The sequence below is a fragment of the Limnobacter sp. 130 genome (assembly GCF_902506325.1).
GTDB lineage: Bacteria > Pseudomonadota > Gammaproteobacteria > Burkholderiales > Burkholderiaceae_B > Limnobacter.
Genome location: NZ_LR732328.1, coordinates 1,125,025 through 1,142,553 on the forward strand (window position 1 = coordinate 1,125,025; position 17,529 = coordinate 1,142,553).

14 protein-coding genes and 1 tRNA gene are annotated in these 17,529 nt (G+C 53.8%); 11 read left to right on the top strand and 4 right to left on the bottom strand.

The features are described from left to right. Positions 1–2: 2 nt before the first annotated feature. The gene (locus tag FRIGORI9N_RS05340) at positions 3–263 is read right to left on the bottom strand and encodes a DUF4212 domain-containing protein (protein ID WP_159568806.1); all 261 of its coding nucleotides are present in this window, start codon (positions 261–263) and stop codon (positions 3–5) included. 305 nt (positions 264–568) lie between these two features. On the opposite strand from FRIGORI9N_RS05340, the gene FRIGORI9N_RS05345 reads away from it, so the two are divergent. Both FRIGORI9N_RS05345 and FRIGORI9N_RS05350 read left to right on the top strand, forming a co-directional pair. Beyond that, entirely contained in the window at positions 569–3,388 is a 2,820-nt protein-coding gene (locus tag FRIGORI9N_RS05345; RefSeq protein ID WP_159568807.1) for a PAS domain-containing methyl-accepting chemotaxis protein, read from the top strand. Beyond that, positions 3,385–4,965 carry a chemotaxis protein CheW gene (locus FRIGORI9N_RS05350; RefSeq protein WP_159568808.1) on the top strand — a complete coding sequence of 527 codons (1,581 nt, stop codon included), beginning with the start codon at positions 3,385–3,387 and terminating at the stop codon, positions 4,963–4,965. Before FRIGORI9N_RS05345 ends, FRIGORI9N_RS05350 begins: the two co-directional genes overlap by 4 nt. Here the strand turns inward: FRIGORI9N_RS05350 and tgt are convergent. Beyond that, entirely contained in the window at positions 4,904–6,055 is a 1,152-nt protein-coding gene (tgt, locus tag FRIGORI9N_RS05355; protein ID WP_201301413.1) for a tRNA guanosine(34) transglycosylase Tgt, read from the bottom strand. The two genes, FRIGORI9N_RS05350 and tgt, sit on opposite strands and share 62 nt — an antisense overlap. A gap of 140 nt (positions 6,056–6,195) precedes the next feature. Here tgt and FRIGORI9N_RS05360 point away from each other — a divergent pair, with 140 nt between their 5' ends. Beyond that, positions 6,196–6,720: a flavin reductase family protein gene (locus FRIGORI9N_RS05360; protein WP_159568809.1), complete on the top strand. Its 525-nt coding sequence runs from the start codon at positions 6,196–6,198 to the stop codon at positions 6,718–6,720. 511 nt (positions 6,721–7,231) lie between these two features. Here the strand turns inward: FRIGORI9N_RS05360 and FRIGORI9N_RS05365 are convergent. Continuing rightward, positions 7,232–8,131 carry a DMT family transporter gene (locus tag FRIGORI9N_RS05365; protein WP_256366100.1) on the bottom strand — a complete coding sequence of 300 codons (900 nt, stop codon included), beginning with the start codon at positions 8,129–8,131 and terminating at the stop codon, positions 7,232–7,234. Between the two features lie 117 nt (positions 8,132–8,248). On the opposite strand from FRIGORI9N_RS05365, the gene pyrF reads away from it, so the two are divergent. The 8 genes from pyrF to FRIGORI9N_RS05405 all read left to right on the top strand — a co-directional run bounded on the left by pyrF (position 8,249) and on the right by FRIGORI9N_RS05405 (position 16,870). Further along, positions 8,249–9,109: an orotidine-5'-phosphate decarboxylase gene (pyrF, locus tag FRIGORI9N_RS05370; RefSeq protein ID WP_159568811.1), complete on the top strand. Its 861-nt coding sequence runs from the start codon at positions 8,249–8,251 to the stop codon at positions 9,107–9,109. A 74-nt stretch (positions 9,110–9,183) separates the two neighbouring features. Continuing rightward, entirely contained in the window at positions 9,184–9,888 is a 705-nt protein-coding gene (locus FRIGORI9N_RS05375) for a response regulator transcription factor (RefSeq protein ID WP_159568812.1), read from the top strand. Between the two features lie 13 nt (positions 9,889–9,901). After that, the gene (locus FRIGORI9N_RS05380; protein WP_159568813.1) at positions 9,902–11,359 is read left to right on the top strand and encodes a sensor histidine kinase; all 1,458 of its coding nucleotides are present in this window, start codon (positions 9,902–9,904) and stop codon (positions 11,357–11,359) included. Between the two features lie 39 nt (positions 11,360–11,398). Beyond that, positions 11,399–12,415 carry a PhoH family protein gene (locus FRIGORI9N_RS05385; RefSeq protein ID WP_159568814.1) on the top strand — a complete coding sequence of 339 codons (1,017 nt, stop codon included), beginning with the start codon at positions 11,399–11,401 and terminating at the stop codon, positions 12,413–12,415. Continuing rightward, complete coding sequence (gene ybeY / locus FRIGORI9N_RS05390; protein ID WP_159568815.1) at positions 12,405–12,902, top strand: rRNA maturation RNase YbeY; 498 nt, start codon at positions 12,405–12,407, stop codon at positions 12,900–12,902. The genes FRIGORI9N_RS05385 and ybeY overlap by 11 nt, the downstream gene beginning before the upstream one ends. 91 nt (positions 12,903–12,993) lie before the next feature. Further along, positions 12,994–13,069, top strand: a tRNA-Lys gene (locus tag FRIGORI9N_RS05395). Positions 13,070–13,241: 172 nt separating this feature from the next. Beyond that, a complete protein-coding gene (locus FRIGORI9N_RS05400; RefSeq protein ID WP_159568816.1) occupies positions 13,242–15,452 on the top strand; it encodes a peptidase M19 in 2,211 nt (736 codons plus the stop codon). Next, a complete protein-coding gene (locus FRIGORI9N_RS05405) occupies positions 15,449–16,870 on the top strand; it encodes a hypothetical protein (protein ID WP_159568817.1) in 1,422 nt (473 codons plus the stop codon). The genes FRIGORI9N_RS05400 and FRIGORI9N_RS05405 overlap by 4 nt, the downstream gene beginning before the upstream one ends. A gap of 1 nt (position 16,871) precedes the next feature. Here the strand turns inward: FRIGORI9N_RS05405 and FRIGORI9N_RS05410 are convergent, their stop codons facing one another. Beyond that, positions 16,872–17,528, bottom strand: coding sequence for a peroxiredoxin (locus FRIGORI9N_RS05410; RefSeq protein WP_159568818.1), 657 nt, complete (start codon positions 17,526–17,528; stop codon positions 16,872–16,874). Position 17,529: the final 1 nt, after the last annotated feature.

Consider the following 17,529-nt stretch of genomic DNA (forward strand, 5'->3'; position numbering starts at 1 on the left):
CCTTAGTTTTCGTGAACGTCGTGTTCGCGGTCAATCTGACCCATTTTCTTCGCGTAGTAGAAAATGAGAATGATGAACGTGTAGATAGAACCTTGTTGTGCAAACCAGAAGCCCAGTGGGTAACCACCAATGCTGAATTGATTGAGTTGCTCAACAAACAGAATGCCGGCGCCGTAAGAGACCAAAAACCACACGATCATGATTTTGGTCAACAGGCCGATTGTCGCTTTCCAGTAGGCATCACCGCCCTTTGGGTTGCTCATCGCTTGTCTCCTTTTTAAGGTTGTTGTTAACCGCAGGCACGGAATACGAAGTCACATCCCTCCCGAGCCTAGGCTTGCGAACGAGTATCAAAGCGAAAACTTACGCCAAACTGAAAGCCTGTCAGATAGGCAATCAAACCCATCCCCCTGCATTACCCCCCTACCCAAATGTGCGATTCACAACAGCGGAAAAACTTCAATTGAACTGTGATTACCTGTTTTATCGGGTGATTGACCCAGCCAAGGCCCCACACAATGGTGTTTACCCCAATCGAGCCAACCCATTCTGATCAGCAAGGCAAACCATGACCCACAATACAGAGCAGACGCACAATCACCGTACTCATCTGTTCAATGCTTTGGCCAAGAGTCAAGCCTGCATTGAATTCGACCTGGACGGCAATGTTCTGTATGCCAACGAGAACTTTCTGAATGTTTTTGGCTACGCGCAAGAGGATGTACTGGGCAAGCACCACAGCCTGTTTTGCACTGCCGACACCGCAGAATCGGACGAATACCGACAATTTTGGGATAAATTGCGCGAGGGCGAGTTTCAAAGCGGCGAGTTTTTGCGACTGGATTCACAGGGCCAGGAGGTGTATATCCAGGCCAGCTACAACCCGGTACGGGACGACGACGGCAATTTGGTGTCGGTGATCAAGATTGCAAGCAACATTACAGAAGCCAAGAGCAAGTCACTTGAAAATGAAGGAAAAGTGGCTGCCATCGACAAAACCCAGGCGGTGATCGAATTTGACACCAGCGGCCGCATTCTGGCGGCCAACGACAATTTCCTGAACACCATGGGCTATCGCATGCAGGAAATTGTGGGGCAACACCACCGTCAGTTTTGCGAAAAAAATTATGCAGAATCGGAGGAATACAGCAATTTCTGGAAAGACCTGGCTGCGGGCGAGTTCAAGTCTGGCGAATTCATGCGCGTAAACCGGCATGGTCGCCCAGTGTGGTTGCAAGCCACCTACACCCCGATTCTGGGTGTGAATGGCAAGCCAGTGAAAGTGGTTAAATTTGCAAGCGATATCACGGCCGCAAAAATCAAGGCCATTGAAGACGATGGCAAAGTCAGCGCCATGAACCGTTCACAAGGCATTATTGAATTTGACCTGGGTGGCAACATTTTGAATGCCAACGAGAATTTCCTGAGCTTGACCGGCTATTCGCTAGACGACATTGTGGGGCAACACCACAGCATGTTTGTCGACAAAGAAGAAAGCAGTGGCGGCGCCTACCGCGCTTTTTGGCGCAAGCTGGGGCAAGGCGAATTCGATTCGGGAGAATACCTGCGCGTGGGCAACCATGGCAAAAGAATCTGGATTCAAGCCAGCTACAACCCGATTCTTGACCTGGAAGGCAACCCCGTCAGAATCGTCAAGTTTTGCAGCGACATCACCGAATCCAAATTGCACGCAATTGAAACCCAGGCACGCATGGACTCTGTGTCCAGCACCAGTTGCATTCTTGAATTAAATGCCGAAGGGAAAATTCTTAGCAGCAATGAGTTGATGCAGAAATCACTGGGTTACAGCCAAACAGACCTGGCCGACAAGTCGGAAGGCTTTTTGATGTTCGATGAAGAGCGCAACGACAGTAGCCACTTCAAGATCTGGAATGACCTGCGGGAAGGCAAGAACCTGGCTGGCGAATTCAGGTACAAGGGCGTGGGTGGAAAAGAGATTTGGCTTTCAGGTACCCGCAGCCCGGTGATTGGCCTGGACGGGCAATTGATCAAAGTGGTGCTGATGCTCCACGACATCACCGAATCCAAACTGTCGCGACTGGATGCAGAAGGCAAACTGGGCGCAATTGATCGTTCGCAGGCCGTGATTGAATTCGACATGCAGGGCAAGGTGCTGTCAGCCAATGCCAACTTCCTGAATCTGATGGGTTACTCGGCTGAAGAAATCACAGGCCGCCACCACCGCATGTTTGTGGATGCCGCCCATGCAGCCACACCGCAGTACCAGGCCTTTTGGGAAAGCCTGGGCCGCGGTCAGTTTGAATCGGGAGAATACAAACGTGTGGCCAAGGGTGAGCGTGAGGTGTGGATTCAAGCCACCTACAACCCGATTTACGACCCACGCGGCAACCTGGTAAAAGTGGTGAAGTTTGCCAGCGACGTGACCAACAGCAAACTGAAAAACTCGGAATTTGAAGCCAAGGTAGAAGCGATCAATTTGGGTCAAGCCGTGATTGAATTTGACCTGGACGGCCATGTGCTCAATGCCAACCGCAACTTCCTGAACGCGATGGGCTATACCTCGCGAGAAATTCAAGGCCAGCACCACAGCATTTTCTGTACGCTGGAATACACACAAAGCGAAGAGTACCGCGACTTCTGGTTGAAACTGAACGAAGGAAAATTCGTCAGCGGTCGCTTTCACCGCGTGGGCAAGTTCAATCGGGATGTGTGGATTCAAGCCACCTACAACCCCATTCTGGATTTGAATGGCAACGTGGTCAAAGTAGTGAAGTACGCTTACGACGTAACGAAAGAAGTGATGTTGGAACAGGGTATCAACAAAAAGTCGGGCGAAATGCGGGAACGGGTTTCCAAACTGGTCGACAGCATTACCGACATTTCCGGCAACTCGGCCACGGCCACTCAACTGGCACAAAAGGGCCTTGACGCGGCGAACCTGGGCAGCAGGGAATTGAAAAGATCCATTGCTGCAATCCATGCCATTCAGAACAGCTCCAGCAAGGTTTCAGAAATTGTGCGGGTCATTGGCGACATTGCGAACCAAACCAACTTGCTCGCATTCAATGCAGCCATTGAAGCGGCACGCGCCGGGCAACACGGCGTTGGGTTTTCAGTGGTGGCCGCCGAAGTGCGCAAGCTGGCTGAAAGCAGCTCAAGCGCTGCACGCGAAATCGCCACGCTGATTGAAGAATCGGTTGCGCAGGTTGAGGAAGGCGTAGAGGTAAGCCAGAACGCAGCACAAAGCTTTGATGGCATTTTGAGCAGCGTGACCGAGACCGGTGAAAGCGTGAAGCAAATTACCAGTTCAGCAGAACAGCAACGCGAGTTGGCCATTGCCGTGAACCGGCTGATTGAAGAACTGACTGGCGGACTTGAGAAACACACTGGCAGTAAAGCTGCATGAGTGATTTGAGCCAATACGAACAGGGCTTTGGTTCATTTCGAATTGGTGAAATGACCTTGGCCTTGCCCATGAAGTCGGTCAGGGAAGTGGTGCCCTTTCACCCACTCATGGCCTTGCCTTGCCCACAGCCCTGGATCAAAGGTGGCTTGAACTTGCGCGGCGTCAGCATTCCCGTACTCGATCTGGAATGCCTTTTGAACCGCCCTGGCCATGCCTATGCACCGGGCTGTATTTTGCTGATCGCCCACGAAAACAATTTGCTCGGTTTGATTGCCGACGAGGTCAAGGCCCTGTTTTTTGCAAACCCAGCCAATATGCACACGGTCAATTCCGCCGATTGTATTGGCAGCATTTTTGCTGGCAGCCTGATGAACAGCGAATTGAATCAACTGGTTCAGGTGCTTTCTACGCAAGCCTTGTTCGACTTGCCAGGTTTACCCAAAGCCAAAGATCCTGAACCGCATCGTCAATCGCTTGAACTGCAAACATCGAATGAAGACACCGCGTTGAACACGCGAACACCGCTGATGTTGATGCAAAGCATGTCAACGCTGTTTGCGGTGAATCCCAAAGACATCGAAACCACGGTGGTCAACCCCGTGTTGCTGCCCAGTGAATACTCCGGTGGATTTTACAAAGGCAATCTGGATTACCGGGAGCAAACCATTCCCGCAGTGAACCTGGCAAGCTATTTGGGCTTGGGCAATGCCGGTAAAACGCAATGCCCGGCACAACAGGCGTTTGTGATTCGGGTAGCGGGTAACCCGCTTGCCTTGCTGATCGACAAAGTTCTGGACATTGTTCATGTGCCGCACAATTCAGTGATTGGATTGCCTGGCTTTGGCCTGCCCAAAGCGGCACAACTTGAGGGAGCCTTGCCCTGTACGGTGTTTTCAAAAGAAGACCCGCATTCACAACGTGGCCCGCAGTACTTTGTGCTGTCTTGCCCTCGAATCAGCGAAGACCAGGAACTGATTGAACTGGCCGGTATTTTGGCCAAGGCCAGCGCGTCGGCCCAACAAGACGCAGCGAGTCAGCAAGGCAGGCCTGCCCACGGTTTAGACCGGTTGATGGTGTACCGTTTGGACACCGAATTTTCTACGCCAATTGAGCAAGTGCGGGAAGTACTTCCCTACCGGGCTGACATCGAAATTTTTGAGCGAAGCAACCCCATGCTCGGCATGCTGACTCACCGCGATGAATCCATTCCCGTATTTGACCTGGCTCAATGGCTGGGTGCAGCACGTCAAAGCCTGAATCATGAATCAAGTATTCTGGTGGTGAATGTGCATGGCGCAAGCGTGGGCTTTGCGGTTACGTCGCTGACAGCAATTGAAAATGCGCAGTGGGAACCCAACGTGCCGGTGTTGGGTGAGCAACGGCAACTAATGCATGGTCAATTGAAAACCACCCAGCGGCTTGCGCAAATTGGTGAAACCGATCATCAACGAATGGTCGAGGTAATCGACCTGCACCAGCAGGTGTTACTGATTCTCGACCAGTTTGGACTGGCGCCTACGGTGCCGCCTGAAGTGGCTGTGGAAGTTGTTGGGCATTCTGTGCACGCAGCACATTAAATTCACGTACAAACTCGTCAAAGCGGTCTTGCTCGATCGCTTCGCGCATTTCCCGCATCAATTCCAGGTAGTAGTGCAGGTTGTGCATGGTGTTAAGCTGCGCACCGAGAATTTCTTTGCTGCGATCGAGGTGATGCAAGTACGCCCGTGAGAAATTTTTGCAGGTGTAACAAGTACAGGTCGAATCGAGCGGGTTGTCATCGTTGCGAAATTTTGCGTTGCGAATACGAATGTCGCCCGTGCGTGTAAATAGCCAACCATTGCGCGCGTTGCGGGTGGGCATCACGCAATCAAACATGTCAATGCCCTGCCCCACGGCATTCACCAAATCCTCTGGTGTGCCAACACCCATTAAATAACGGGGCTTGTTTTGGGGCAGCTTCGGCGCGGTGTGCGCCAAAATACGCTGCATGTCGTCTTTGGGTTCGCCAACAGACAAGCCACCAATTGCATAACCATCAAAGCCGATTTCTTCCAGACCTTGTAGCGAAATGTCGCGCAAGTCCTCGTACATACCGCCCTGCACAATACCGAACAAACCGTTGTTGTTATCCAGTGCATCGAATGAATCGCGCGAACGGCGCGCCCAGCGCATGGACATTTCCATGGACAGCCTTGCCTCGGTGTGGGTGGCGGGGTATGGCGTGCATTCGTCAAAAATCATGACGATGTCGGAATTCAACACCGTTTGAATTCGCATGCTTTCTTCAGGCGTAAGGAATAATTTGTCGCCGTTCACGGGGCTGCGAAAATGAACACCCTCTTCCTTGATTTTGCGCATGGCACCAAGGCTGAACACTTGAAAGCCGCCAGAATCGGTCAAAATTGGGCCTTTCCAGCCCATGAACTGGTGAAGGCCTCCAAATTTTTCCATGATGTCCAGGCCCGGCCGCATCCACAAATGAAAGGTGTTACCCAGAATAATTTGCGCATTGATCTCGGTGAGGTCGCGCGGGGTCATGCCCTTCACGGTGCCATAGGTACCCACTGGCATGAAGATCGGCGTTTGAATGACGCCATGGGCTGTGGTGATTTCACCGCGTCGGGCCTTGCCCGAGGTGGTTTTGAGTTTGAAGGACAGTGCGCTCAAGGAAAATGCCTTTTTAGAATTGGCCGTATTTTAAATCATTTCAAGCACATGGGTCTGAAAACGACGATTTGAGTGCCGATTCCAGCAATTCAAGCACTTGTTTGGCACAATGGGGCCATTCGATACAAAAGAAGTACCCCATGCAATCACCTGCAAAACCCGAATTCATTCGCGCCGAGAAACGCGAAGGCGACGCCGAACTGGACGCGCATCTGTTTCGGCAAGCGCTGGCCCAGTTCGCCACTGGCATCACTATCATCACCACCAAAAATGCCGAAGGCAAATACGTGGGGGTCACTGCAAATTCTTTCAATTCCGTTTCTTTGCACCCACCTCTGGTGCTGTGGAGTTTGTCCAAAAAGGCCAGCAGCCACGACGCATTTGCTGTGGCCACGCACTACGGTGTCAGCGTGCTATCGGCAGATCAGGAAGAACTGTCGCATCACTTTTCTACCTTCAAAGGCGATCGCTTTGCCGGGCTTGAAGTGATCGAGGGGTTGGGTGGCGCACCGCTGATTCCCAATGCATTGGCTCACTTTGAATGCAAGGTACGCAATCGCCATGACGAAGGCGACCATTTCATTATGGTGGGTGAGGTGTTGCGTTGCGATTTCCGGGAAGGTGAGGCCTTGGTGTATCGGTCGAGGAAGTACTTCCGGAACTGATCAAATTCTTGCTTGCTCGACAGCTGGTTTATTTAGCCCAACCAGCTTGGGTTCCGAGCTCTCGCCTGAAAACCTGTACTTCCCTTTTTGAGATTCACCCTGACTCACCTCGCTCGGCAAAAAGGCGGGCCGAGTCTCGGTGCCGACCTTTGGCCGACCGTGGCGGGTGAATTCAAACGGGCAGGTTTTCTTGAAGGCGAGGCGATCGAAACACCGCCGCCGATTGGGCTGTAAATTCAGCCGCCGGTGACGGGGGGCTGAACTTGCAAGTGGTCGCACGATGACCAGTCAGAAAACTTGCCGGCTTGGCGCGCCGAGACAAACGATCGCGCCCTGGCGCGAAAGCCAAGACCCGACCGTTACTTTTGGAGGACTTGGCTTAGTGCAGGCTCAAGCAGACAAGCCGATATGCCAAGTTTTCGGGCAGCGGTGACCCTTCAAGTTCAGATCAAAAGTCGCCATTCAAGTGCTGCACAAGTAACTCACGCCGAGTTGGCAATAAACCCGCGCTTCAGCCGACTACCACCTTCTTCCGCCCTGGCACCAAAATCACAGCCATCGCACCAAGAATCAACACCAGCGCAACGAAGTCGGGCCAGTGCGGCACTTCGCCCAAAAAGAAGCTGCCAGCCATTACACCCACCACCGGAATGATCATGATGGACAAGCTCGACACGATTGGCGGCAATGATTTGGCCAGGCTAAACCAAGCCACTTGGCAAAATGCGAATACACCAAACGCGTTGTAGAAAATTGGCCACCACTGCGACCAACCCTGCGGCGCGCCCACATCGGTTCCCTCAAACCAAAACCCGGCCAAACCCATGGCCACAATGGTGGGAGGCATCATGGCGTGCGTGAAGGTAAGTGCATGCAAACCGGTGGGGTAATGCCGAATCAAGGTGGTACCCAAGCCCCAACTGGCGGCTGCAATCAACATAAGAACAACGCCCAACGGGCTGCCTGCAATTGCAGCAAATTCAGACGACAACAGCAACATGGCGGCCACCATGGCCAGGCTTAAACCGATCCAGCCTCGCCTTCCTACGGGGTGCGCAAACATCAAACCGGTCAACACCACCCACACCGGCATGGTGTAGCCCAAAATGGCAGCGCGCCCCGAGCTCAGTTCCTTCACGGCCAAAATACAAAACAGGTGCCAACCAATCATATTGGGAATGCACAGCAAGGCCAGCCTGCCCCACATTTCTCGCGGTACCTTCAGCGACACCTTCATTTGCCGGGCAACAAACCACATGGCCACCATGCCAAACACCATGCACAGGGCACGAAAATGCAAGGGTGGATACTGGGTCACCGCATATTTCATCACGGGCCAGTTCATTCCCCAAATGGCAGTAATGCCAAGGAGTAACTGGATTTGCGGTAGGGATAGTTTTGCTGCAGGCACGAAAGTGAACGATCATTCAGTAAGGTGCCCCAGTGTAGTGCATCAGCCCTTGCTTGCCCCTAGGGGCTTGCCCTGATCCTGTACAATGGTGACATCTTTCAACTGTACACATGCGCAATGGCCAGCAATCGTTTTTCCGAGTTCAACACCTTTCCAGAACGCCTTGCGCACAGTTGGCAGCACAGCAATTCAATGTTGTGCGTGGGCCTTGACCCCGACATAACCCGCATGCCTCAGGGCTACGGCACAAGCCCTTCTGAAATCGAGCGCTTTTGCATGGAAATTGTGAAGGCCACGGCTGAATTTGCCTGCGCGTTCAAACCCCAAATTGCTTACTTTGCGGCCAACCGCGCCGAAGTAGCGCTGGAAAACATTCTGGCCTACGCCAATGAAGTTGCACCGCACGCCACCACCATTCTGGACGCCAAACGCGGCGACATTGGGGCCACCGCCAAGCAATACGCCATTGAGGCGTTCGAGCGCTACAAAGCCGACAGCGTAACCCTGAGCCCCTACATGGGCAGCGATTCAGTTGAGCCTTACCATGCCTATGCTGATCGCGGTCTTTTCCTGCTGTGCCGCACATCCAACCCCGGTGGCAACGACCTGCAATTTTTAAACACGGAACACAGCGAACCGCTTTATCAAACCGTTGCCAAACTGGCGACCACCACCTGGAACCCGCACCAACAAGTGGGCCTGGTTGTGGGCGCCACCTACCCTGAAGAAATTAAAACCGTGCGCGGCATTGTGGGCGACGCACCACTGCTGGTGCCTGGCATTGGCGCACAGGGCGGCGACTTGCTGAACACCGTGAAAAACGGTTTGTGCAGCCAAGGCTGGGGCTTGTTGATCAATTCCTCTCGCGCCATCTTGTACGCCAGTCAAAAGACCGATTTCGCCAGTGCCGCTGCACTTGAAGCCCGAAACACCCGTGACGCCATACAAGCCGCGAAAGCTGCGGCACTTTCAGGCTAAAATCAACACAACACACACCATTCGAGTTCAGGTAAAAAGAGCCACACTGGCCGGCCTGCACTGAGGAGACAGGGATGAAAATACTTCTGGCCGAAGACGACAGCTTGTTGTCTGAAGGTTTGTCGCAATCGTTGCGTCAGGCAGGTTATGCCGTGGATTGCATGTTCAAAGGCAGCGACGCCGACACGGCGCTAACCACCATGAACTACGACATTTTGATACTCGATTTGGGCTTGCCCAAGATGAGTGGTCTTGAAGTGTTGCGCCGCCTGCGGGCACGCAGCAACAACATGCCAGTACTGATACTGACAGCTGCCGATAGCGTGGAGCAACGCGTGCAAGGCCTCGATGCCGGTGCCGACGATTACATGGCCAAACCTTTCGACCTGAAAGAACTTGAAGCCCGTGTGCGAGCCCTGGCACGCCGTGGCACCGGTGGCGGAGCCAGCATTTGGAAACATGGCCCTTTGACCTTCGATCAGGTGGGGCGCATTGCCTACATCAACGACGACATGCTCGACTTGTCAGCGCGTGAGGTGGGCCTGCTCGAAGTTCTGCTTCAGCGGGTAGGCCGCCTGGTCAGCAAAGAACAATTCGTCGACCACCTGTGTGAATGGGGCGAAGAAGTCAGCAACAACGCCATTGAGGTTTACATTCACCGTCTTCGCAAAAAAATTGAAGTCAACGGTGTGCGAATTGCCACCGTGCGCGGCTTGGGTTACTGCCTTGAAAAATACACCGAGAAAGAAGCAGCACCGAATGCCGATGCCAATACATAAAGCAGGTGCCTGATTGGCCTGGTACAAACGCAATCCGCTGGCCTCGGGTCAACAGCAACGGCGCTCACTGTTCGGTGAAATTCTGGACTGGATGCTGGCCCCGCTGTTGATTTTGTGGCCAATGAGCATTGGGGTCACCTACCTTGTGGCCAAATCCATCGCCAACGATCCCTTCGATCACATTCTCGACGACAAAATAACAGCCTTGGCCCAAGAGGTGGCCGCTCAGGCACCAAGCAACCAATTCAGTATTCCCAAAGAGGCCATGGAAATTTTACTGGCCGATGGTACCGACCAACTGCGTGCACAAGTATTGGGAAAAACTGGCGAGTTTTTGCTGGGCGATGAGCGCACCTTGCCAATACCACAGCGCGAAGCCCGACAAATTGGCGTGGTTAATTTTCGGGACATTGTGGTCAATGGCGAAGACTTCCGCGCAGGCCACCTTTGGATTGAACTGCCCACCGTGGGCGAAAACCGTTTCATGCTGATTCAGGTTGCGGAAACGCTGGGCAAACGCGACGGCTTGGCCAACGAAATCATCAAGGGCGTGATTCTGCCGCAGTTTGTCATTCTGCCCCTGGCCGTGTTGCTGGTGTGGTTTGGTCTGTCGCGCGGAATTGCACCATTGAACAGCTTGCTGGATATTATTCGCGCCCGCAAACCTGATGACCTGAGTGCGCTGCAAACCAAAGACACACCCGAGGAATTGTTGCCTGTTATTACTGCGTTGAACGAACAACTGGAGCGATTGGAACAAACCATCGACACGCAAAAACGCTTTGTGGCCGATGCCGCCCACCAGTTGAAAACACCCCTGGCTGGCTTGCGAATGCAAGTGGAATTGCTGAGCGATGAAACTGACGAGGCAGCCCGGCTGCGCAGCCTGCGCAGGCTGAAGGTGGGTACTGAACGGTCCACCCGCCTGGTGAACCAGTTGCTGGCACTGGCCCGCACTGAAGCACCATCGGTGCTGCAATTTGAAAAACTTGATTTAACTCACATTGCGCGTACGGTGACCAGGGACTTTGTGCCCGAAGCCATGAACAAGCACATCGACCTGGGTGTGGAAGTACCCGATCACCCCGTGTACGTGAACGGCCAAACCCTGATGCTGACCGAGATGATGAAAAACCTGGTGGAAAACGCCTTGCGTTACACCCCCGAAGAAGGTTGCGTCACTGTGCGTGTCGATGACAGCCCACAGCGCGAAGCGATCGTGCTCGAGGTGGAGGACGACGGCCCCGGCATTCCTGAAAGTGAACGCAACCTGGTGTTTGACCGTTTCTACCGCGTGCTGGGCACCAGCGAGGACGGCTCAGGCCTTGGGCTGGCCATTGTGCAGGAAACCGCATTCCAGCACGACGCCAATGTAACCATTCATGACAATCCAAAATCAAACCACCCAGATCGATCGGGCACCGTAATGCGTGTCAGTTTCCCGCCGCGCTACCGGCAAATGGAAGATTGATTGCTTAAAATACAAATTCAACTTTTTTAGAAGCACCCGATGAGAGCAAAAGGCAGTGAATGGCACGCCCCTGAAGACGACAACCACAAACTGGCCAATCTGTGTGGCCCCGTGGATGCCAACCTTCGTCAAATTGAGGCCGCATTGAACGTAAAAATTGCGCGCCGCAACGGCACCTTGAATGTGGCAGGCGACAAAGAAAATGCCAAACAGGCTTTTATTCTGATCAATCACTTTTTTGAGAAAAGTGACAAGCCAGTGACCGCCGATGAAATTCAATTGGCATTGGTCGAACTGAAGAACACCAACGCCGTGGCCAGCGCCAAAAAAGAAATTCCGCTGATTGCCGGTGAAGACGAACCCGTGATCCTTAAAACCAAGAAGGGTGACCTGCAACCCCGCACCGCCCGCCAGAAGGATTATTTAAAGGCCGTGCTTGAACACGACCTGACCTTTGGCATTGGCCCTGCCGGTACCGGCAAAACTTATTTGGCTGTGGCCTGCGCAGTGGATGCACTTGAGCGCGACAGCGTGAAACGAATCATTTTGACCCGCCCAGCGGTGGAGGCTGGCGAACGGCTGGGCTTTTTGCCAGGTGACCTGAACCAGAAAGTAGACCCCTACCTGCGCCCCTTGTACGATGCGCTGTACGACTTGGCGGGCTTTGACCGCGTGCAAAAATGGTTTGAACGCAATGTGATTGAAATTGCACCGCTGGCCTACATGCGTGGCCGCACTTTAAGCCATGCTTTCGTGATTCTGGACGAAGCCCAAAACACCACGCCCGAGCAAATGAAAATGTTTTTGACCCGAATCGGTTTTGGGAGCAAGGCAGTGATTACTGGCGACGTGACCCAAATTGACCTGCCACGCGGCCAACAAAGTGGCCTGGTTCAAACCCAGCACGTGCTGCGCAACGTCAAAGGCATTGCAATGACCTACTTCACCAGCGCGGATGTGGTGCGCCACCCACTGGTGGCCCGCATTGTTGAGGCCTACGAACGTTTCCACAACCCCGAACGAACCAACCCAACTGACGAAATCAATGACGAGTAAAACCACCACACCGGTTGGCGTAGCCATTCAATGGGCTGTACATGCAGACCACCCACCATTTTCAGACTTGGACAACAGCCGCATTCGCCGCTGGGCGAAAGCCTGCTTCATGGACAGGGCTGAAATCACCATTCGCCTGGTGGGCGAAGAAGAAGGTCGACAACTGAACCACGATTTTCGCGGCAAAGACTACGCCACCAATGTGCTGACCTTTCCCATGGACATGCCCGACCTGGGCCCGGATTCGGGCCTGCCCGTGTTCATGGCAGACATTGTGATATGCCCTGCCGTGGTAGAACGCGAGGCGGCTGAACAGGGTAAAAACCCAATTGATCACTTGGCCCATTTGATTGTTCACGGCTGCCTGCATGCCCAAGGCTATGTGCATGAAAGCGATAATCAGGCTGAGTTGATGGAAAACCGCGAAATCGAAATTCTAAAACGTTTCAAGATTTCAAACCCTTACGTGATATCAGGCAAAAAATAGTAGCTTTTTGCCGCCATAGGGCTTGACCACTTTTAAAAACTTGGCCATAATCGCGGTCTTCGGTTGAGGGCCAACGCCCAAAGCGAAATGTGGGTCGTTAGCTCAGCTGGTAGAGCAGAGGACTTTTAATCCTTTGGTCGTGAGTTCGAATCTCGCACGACCCACCACAAAATACAAAAAGCCTGAGTGTAAAAACTCAGGCTTTTTTCATTCCTGTCCCCGTGACCGAAGTGTCGCCCTTTTTACATTACTGGCATTCTTCATGCCACAAACACATCTAAAACTTCCGCACCTTCAGTAAGAGTAAATCACCACCAAATTTTGAACGGGGTTTGCCTGATGAATGTGAAGTCACTTCTCGCCTTGAGCGCAACAGCAGCACTCCTTTCCGCCTGTCTTTCAAGCGGCGAATCAACCACCACAACCACCAGCGGCGCTAGCCAGCCGGTCATGCCCAGTGAAACCCCACTGCAGCTGTCTGAATTCTCGGTGGCCAATGGCTGCTTTGGATTGCAATCGGCGTTTAGTCGCCAGTTTGTGCAACCCGCCGCAGCCCGCTACGCCGCGGGACCCGCCACAGAAGCGGAAAACTTCACCATGCGGCCCACAGAATTGGGCAAATACCTGATTTACGGTAGCGACCGTCAAATGGTAACCGTGCAAGGCAACACCTTGGTGGCCAGCGCAGAACCCACCAACGCAGCGGTGTGGCAAGCCAGTTTTGACCGGGCTAAAAGCCAGTTCAGCTTCACCGATTCAACAGGCCGGTTTTTGGCCTTGGACGAGACTTCCGGCTTGACCCTGGCCAATGCCGCCAGCGAGCGCACCGCCTTCAAGCTGGCACCAGCCAGTGATTGTGCCGCCTACCCTGAAATGCCCACCGCCATGGAAGGCACGCCCTACAAAGGTCGCGGCGAAAATCAGCCCATTGTTGGTTTTGCCGACACCCACACCCACATGGGCATGTCCAGCGAAATGTCATTGGATGGCAGTGTAGGCCCATCCGCAGGTGGCGTGCTGTACGGCGAAGTGGTGCACCGTTTTGGCATTCCCCATGCGCTGGGCAGTTGCGAGGGATTCCATGGTCCCAATGGTATTCGGGATGCCAACAACATTCTGGAAACCACGCCGGGCGCACAACACGATACGCAAGGCTGGCCAACCTTTGTGGACTGGCCCCGCCGCAATTTCCTGACCCACCAGGTGATGTACCACGCCTGGGTTGAACGTGCATGGCGCGCAGGCTTGCGCGTGATGGTGAACCACGGCACCAATATTGCGGCACTGTGCCGTATCGGCCAAACTTACTCAGGCAAACCCGAGGCGGATTGCGACGACATGGGCGTAGCTACAAAACAGGTGGAATACCTGTATGACGTGCAAGACTACATCGACGCCCAGTTTGGAGGGCCAGGCAAAGGCTGGTACCGAATTGTAAAAACACCGGCCGAGGCCCGCCAAGTGGCCAACGAAGGCAAACTGGCCGTGGTGCTGGGTGTCGAAGTGGCGCAAGTATTCAACTGTGGCGTTACCATGCTGCCGGGCGGCACAGAAATCCGGAAGTGCGACCAAACGCAAATTGACGCGGAAATCGAAAAACTGTGGGCACTGGGCGCGCGCCACGTGTACCCCTTCCATGACATTGACAGTTCGCTGGGCGGCGCTGGTATTTTCAGTGGCGACGTCATCAACTTTCTGAATTTCCTGGACACGGGCGCCTTCTGGAAAACCACCGAATGCCGCGACTTCCCCAAGAACGAGCCCTCGGTGCGCGAACCGGGTACCAATATGACTACTGCAGTTCCTGGTACTGGCAGCAATGCACTGACCACTATGCTGCTGGAGGCAGTGGGCGGTATTACACCGCTATACCCAGACGGCAAACGTTGTAATGCCCGAACGGTAACTGACCTTGGCAAGTATGCACTGACCGCCCTGATGAATCGTGGCTTTGTAATCGACATTGACCATGCTGCGTACCACAGCAAAGATGTAATGCTGGATTTGGCAGAAACCATGAATCCGCCCTACCCCATGGCCTCATCCCACGACGCCCATGGTGGTTTAACCAGCGACCAGGCAGTGCGCATGCTGAAAAGTGGCGGTGTGATTTACCCCTATAAAGGCAACGGCATCAAGCATGTGGAGTTTCTGGAAAAGCTGAAATTCTGGCGCAACAAGGCAGGGTTGAATAACACCTTGCTGGGCCTGGGTTATGGCGCAGATGGCAACGGCTTTGGTGGACACCCTGGTCCGCGCGGTGGCAACAGTGTGCCCGTTCAATACCCCTTCACCCTGTTCCGTGGTGAAGGTTGGGGCTCACGTTACCAGTCACTGCCTGCCATGAAAGTCAATTTGCTGACCATACCTGAGAGTGGCAAGTTCTGGCACATCGACGAAGTGGGCATGGCGCACTACGGCATGGTGGCCGACTTTGTTGAAGAAGTTCGACTTGAAGGTGGCGGCGAGGCCATCGACGCGCTGTACAACAGCGCCGAGACTTACGTGCGCATGTGGGAAAACGTGTACTACCGCAACAATCCGAAATGATTGCACGCTGGTTCACTGCGGTGCTGCTGGCAGCACCGGGTAGCGTGTGGGCACATGCATTTGGTGAACCAGTGCAGTTGCCCATGCCCTACGGGCTTTATATTGCGGGCTCGGTGCTGGCGCTTGTGTTGTCATTTCTGTTACTGGCCCTGGCCGGTCGCTATTCCTCGAACAGGCAATTCAAAGTACAACTGGCCTTGGTGGCGTGGCCTGCGAAGTGGGTTCACGCTGCGCGGGCAGCGGGTTCACTATTCTGGTTGAGCGCGTTGGCGTTTTGTATCGTGACCGGCCTTGTGGGCAGCAACGACAGCCACCGCAATATCAACATGACTTTCTTCTGGATCCTGTTTGTGTTGGGTGGTTCCTACGCAGCCCTGTTGATTGGCGACTGGTACAAGTACCAACACCCATGGCGTTTTTTGTTGCCCGCCCGCTGGAAAGGTTTTTACAACTATCCAAAATGGCTTGGGCACTGGCCCGCGTTTGTTCAGTTGGTCACCCTGGTGTCGATCGAATTGTTTTTTCACAGCACGCCACGCAAATTGGCCTTGCTGCTGATCGCATTTGGCGCGTTCAACTATGCAGGCATGCTGTTGTGGGGAACGCGGCGCTGGCTGCAGCGCGGCGAGTTATTTGCCGTACTGTTTCGCTTGTTCGCCGCCTGTGCACCACTGCGCAGAACACGTGGTACCGACGGAAAATACCGCTGGCGATTCACGCTGCCTTTCTCTGACCTTCGCCACGCACGGCTGTGGCACCCCGCGCAATGCCTGTTTGTATTGTTTCTGCTGTCTTCCACTGCCTACGACGGGCTGCGGGAAACCGCGGTGTACTTCAACCTGTTTTGGCAAGACCCACTGGGGCTGTTGACCGCTGCATTTGGCGATCACCCCATGAAAATTTACCCCACAGTGCGCCCGTGGTTTGTGGCCTGGGAAATTATTTTGTTGTTGGTTTCCCCGCTGTTCTACCTGCTGCTGTTCATCGCATTTCTAGCCTTGGGGCGAGTGTTGACTGGCGGGCAACAACCCATCGGCTTGCTGTTGCGCCGTTACTTGCCCAGCCTGGTACCCATTGCAGTGGTGTACCACTTCACGCATTACTACACCCTGCTGTTTAGTCAGGGTTTGAAAATTCGGGGTTTGGTGTCCGATCCATTCGGTTGGGGCTGGAATATTTTCGGCAATGCCATAACGGGCCGCCTGCCCTGGTTGCCCGACATGGCCAACATCTGGACCAGCCAGGTGGCGCTGATTCTGGCGGGGCATGTGGCCGCTGTGTGGTTAGCACACCAGCAGGCGTTGCAACTTGAACGCAGCAACGGGCGCGCCACATTAAGCCAACTGCCCATGCTGGTTTTGATGGTGGTGTTCACCAGCGTGGGGCTTTGGATTCTGGCGCAGCCGCTGCAGGGTTAGATCACTGCGCCGGCATTTTCGTGGTGCGCAGGTACGGCAGCTTAATGTCAATTTCGCCAAATTTCTCAGTGGCCTGCTCGTTGTTCAGCGACAAGGCCACGATCACATCTTGCCCTTGCAGCCAGTTGGCCGGTGTGGCAATTGGCTTGCCATAAGTAGTCTGGAGTGCATCCAGTGCACGCAACACTTCCGCAAAATTTCGGCCCACCGACATGGGGTAAGTCATGGACAACTGCATTTTCTTGTCTGGGCTGAAAATAAACACCACGCGCACGCTGGCAGAGTCTGCAGCAGTGCGACCATCGGGCAAATATGCATTGGCAGGCAGCATGTCCAGTGCTTTGGATACTTCAAGCGACTTGTCCGCAATGATCGGAAATGAAGCTTTTGCGCCAGAAAACTTCTCGATATCACCTTTCCACTGCGTGTGCTCCTCCACGCCATCCACCGAAAGACCGATGACTTTGGTTCCGCGCTTTTTCCATTCCTCTGCCAACTGGGCCACTGCACCAAATTCTGTAGTGCACACAGGCGTGAAGTCTTTGGGGTGACTAAACAAAATGGTCCAGCTGTCGCCGATGAAATCGTGCAGCATGAATTTTCCCTGATCTGTTTCCAGGCTTAGGTTAGGCACCACGTCATTGATTCTTAATCCCATT

Coding starts and splice junctions, on each gene's coding strand:
- FRIGORI9N_RS05340 (WP_159568806.1), bottom strand. CDS start 263: ATGAGCAACCCAAAGGGCGGTGATGCCTACTGGAAAGCGACAATCGGC.
- FRIGORI9N_RS05345 (WP_159568807.1), top strand. CDS start 569: ATGACCCACAATACAGAGCAGACGCACAATCACCGTACTCATCTGTTC.
- FRIGORI9N_RS05350 (WP_159568808.1), top strand. CDS start 3,385: ATGAGTGATTTGAGCCAATACGAACAGGGCTTTGGTTCATTTCGAATT.
- FRIGORI9N_RS05360 (WP_159568809.1), top strand. CDS start 6,196: ATGCAATCACCTGCAAAACCCGAATTCATTCGCGCCGAGAAACGCGAA.
- pyrF (WP_159568811.1), top strand. CDS start 8,249: ATGGCCAGCAATCGTTTTTCCGAGTTCAACACCTTTCCAGAACGCCTT.
- FRIGORI9N_RS05375 (WP_159568812.1), top strand. CDS start 9,184: ATGAAAATACTTCTGGCCGAAGACGACAGCTTGTTGTCTGAAGGTTTG.
- FRIGORI9N_RS05385 (WP_159568814.1), top strand. CDS start 11,399: ATGAGAGCAAAAGGCAGTGAATGGCACGCCCCTGAAGACGACAACCAC.
- ybeY (WP_159568815.1), top strand. CDS start 12,405: ATGACGAGTAAAACCACCACACCGGTTGGCGTAGCCATTCAATGGGCT.
- FRIGORI9N_RS05400 (WP_159568816.1), top strand. CDS start 13,242: ATGAATGTGAAGTCACTTCTCGCCTTGAGCGCAACAGCAGCACTCCTT.
- FRIGORI9N_RS05405 (WP_159568817.1), top strand. CDS start 15,449: ATGATTGCACGCTGGTTCACTGCGGTGCTGCTGGCAGCACCGGGTAGC.
- FRIGORI9N_RS05410 (WP_159568818.1), bottom strand. CDS start 17,528: ATGGGATTAAGAATCAATGACGTGGTGCCTAACCTAAGCCTGGAAACA.